We start from the raw sequence: 2,779 nt of genomic DNA, 5'->3' as shown, positions 1-2,779 counted from the left end.
GTGCACAATTACCTTTACCATGGCGATGCTCAGCTAAAGTTTAGTGATGTATCGGCAGGTAATGATATGCGCGATCCGTCTATCTCGGCAGGTTCGTTAGCCGTGGATCTGGATAATGATGGCGACCTGGAACTGGTTACCAATAATATGGATGCCCCGGCCTTCATCTATAAAAACATGACGATGGAAAACCGTAAGGACAATAAGCCATCGTTCCTTAAACTGAGTGTTAAGTACACCAAAGCTAATTTGGATGGTATCGGTACCAAATTCTTCCTGCGGTCGACTAAACAGGTAGATCATCAGGAGGTCCAAACCAGCACTGCTTATGAAAGTACACAGGGAAATAACCTGCTGTTTACTTTTTTACCGGGCGATAAACCGGTGGACCTGATGGTGATTTGGCCCGATAACTCCTATCAGCTGATTAAAGATTTCAGCCTGAATAAGAAGACTGTTATCACTTATGATAAAGCCAAAACCCAAACCACTGCCGATGTACAGGCATTGGTGGGTAATTACATCAGCGATAAAAAGGAATTTACTGCTGTAGATGTTAAAGCAACTGTTTTAGCCAACATGCAGCCGTTTGAAACCCCAGACTTTAACTACTATAACTTATTGCCACACAACTATTTGCCGCATACACCGGCCATTGCCGTTGCCGATGTAAATAAGGATGGAATGGAAGATATTTATGTGGGTGGGATAGCAGGCGAAGAAAAATATATTTTAGCCGGCAGCAAGGATGGCAAATTCACCAAAGTAACTGTTGATGCCTTCGGCCCGTTTAAAGATCGGTCGGATACCGAAGCCCAATGGGTGGATGTGAACAATGATGGACTGCCTGACCTGGTTGTACTAAGCGCCAGTCACCCTTTTGTTGAAGCCGGGAAAACCGTGCAGCCACGCCTGTATATCAACAAAGGTAATTACAAGTTCGAGTACAAAGCATTGCCCGTGGTGGGTACTTTAACATCAAAAATATTGGTGTATGATTTTAATGGAGATGGCCTTAAAGACCTGTTTTTTAGCAGCAGTGTAAACTTTAGCGATTACACCAAACCCGCGTCATCAGTAATATTGCTGAATAAAGGTAACGGTGATTTTGCCGCTGCCCCTGTAAACCAATATGCAGATTTAACAAGCATCCGTTATATAACAAATATGTCAACAGCGGATATTGATCACAACGGGAAAGAAGATATTATTATCAGCGCCGAATGGCAGCCGGTGCAGATATTCCTGAACAAGAATAAAAAGCTTGTGAAGTTCTCATCAGCCCTGCTTGATAAAGAAACGGGTTGGTGGCAATCGGCCATTATTACAGATGCCGATGGTGACGGCAAGGCAGATCTTATAGCCGGTAACTGGGGCGAAAACAATAAGTATAATGTAACAGCCACCCAGCCGCTTTATGCCTATAACAATGATGTAGATAACGATGGTAAAAACGACTTGATACTATCTTATTTCTTTAAAGAAAAATACTATCCGTTTCGCCCTAAGAACGATCTGGAGCAGGAACTGCCATCCCTGAAAAAGGAATTTTTGAGCTACCAGAAAATGGCCGATAAAACCACTGCCGAGATCTTTAAAGATAAACTGCGCGATAGCGGCCGCTTAGAAGCCAACCAGTTTAGAAGTATTTTTGTAAGTGATGTTTTAAACGCCAAAAAAATAACAGAACTGCCATATCTTTTTCAACAGGCGCCAATCCGTTCTATCACACCGCTTAACAATAAGCAAGGCGATGTTTTATTGAATGGTAACTTTTGGGGTGTTGTGCCTTACGAGGGCAAGTACGATGCATTAGGCCTGGTAACCACCCATTACGATAAGCGCACAAAACAATTTACCATGCCCGAGTACTGGCTAAATGCCATGCTTAATTCACAGGAGATAACTCACCTTTACCCATACAAAACAGCTACTGGTACAAGCTATGTGGTCACTACATACGACGGTAAGCTGATATTGTTAACTAAGTAAGCGCTATTAAAAAACCGGGCAGTAAATTTTAGTGACCCACTTAGCGGTATCCTTTTCGGCCAGTCTATTAGTAACTAACGATTCAAAAGGCATTGCCGGTGATATTAAACGATGAGCCTTCTGATAGTTTTTAAGCTGCGCAAAACCATTTAAAATAGTGTTTTTACCACCTTTAACCTGGGTTTCTAAAGCATTCGCATTCTTTACCAGCTTATTTATCATTGCGTTTTTGCCGGGCTCAATTATGGTGTTGATGGGAACAGCCACTGTTACCTGGTAGCCACCTGTCTCAACCGCGTGTACATTCATCATTGGCGAATCAACAGCCATGGCATTTTGCGCGCGGATCTGTTTTCTTAACTCGGCCACTTTACTATAAATAAGCCCGGCGGCGGGGTAATCAGTTGTGTTTACAGTAGTTGCCAGTACAATAGGGTGTTGTATTTTTGTTATCGTGAAATTCATACCGTACACATTCATGTCTGCCTGCATAAATTTCTTAAAATCTGTTAACACTACATCCAGGTCCTTGGCTATCCGTTTAATTTTAAAGTATTCTGCCACGCGCTCAAAGGGGTTAAGGCTGCTTTGTTTTTCGGCAAACCAGGTAACCTCGCACATACCCTCTCCTGTTGTGGCATAGGTTAGTATACTTTTTAGTTCAATGTCATCTTGCCTGATAAGCGCGTGCATCTCGCTGTTGGTGTTTTCCTGCAAGGTAAAACGGATATCTTTATAGGTATATAACGAGCTGTCGGTAGCCACGTGTTTGCCTGGCCACCATTTG

Annotated in this window: 2 protein-coding genes; one reads left to right on the top strand and one right to left on the bottom strand. The window is 42.8% G+C overall.

The features are described 5' to 3' along the window. On the top strand, positions 1–1,992 hold a 1,992-nt coding region (locus WC615_RS23205; RefSeq protein ID WP_372980401.1), incomplete at its 5' end, for an FG-GAP repeat domain-containing protein. Between the two features lie 6 nt (positions 1,993–1,998). Here WC615_RS23205 and WC615_RS23200 read toward each other — a convergent pair. Next, on the bottom strand, positions 1,999–2,779 hold a 781-nt coding region (locus WC615_RS23200; RefSeq protein ID WP_372980400.1), incomplete at its 5' end, for a hypothetical protein.

This window comes from Mucilaginibacter sp., assembly GCF_041663085.1.
Classification (GTDB): domain Bacteria; phylum Bacteroidota; class Bacteroidia; order Sphingobacteriales; family Sphingobacteriaceae; genus Mucilaginibacter.
Note: the sequence above shows the minus strand (reverse complement) of the source record. Positions and strands in the feature narration are given on the sequence as shown.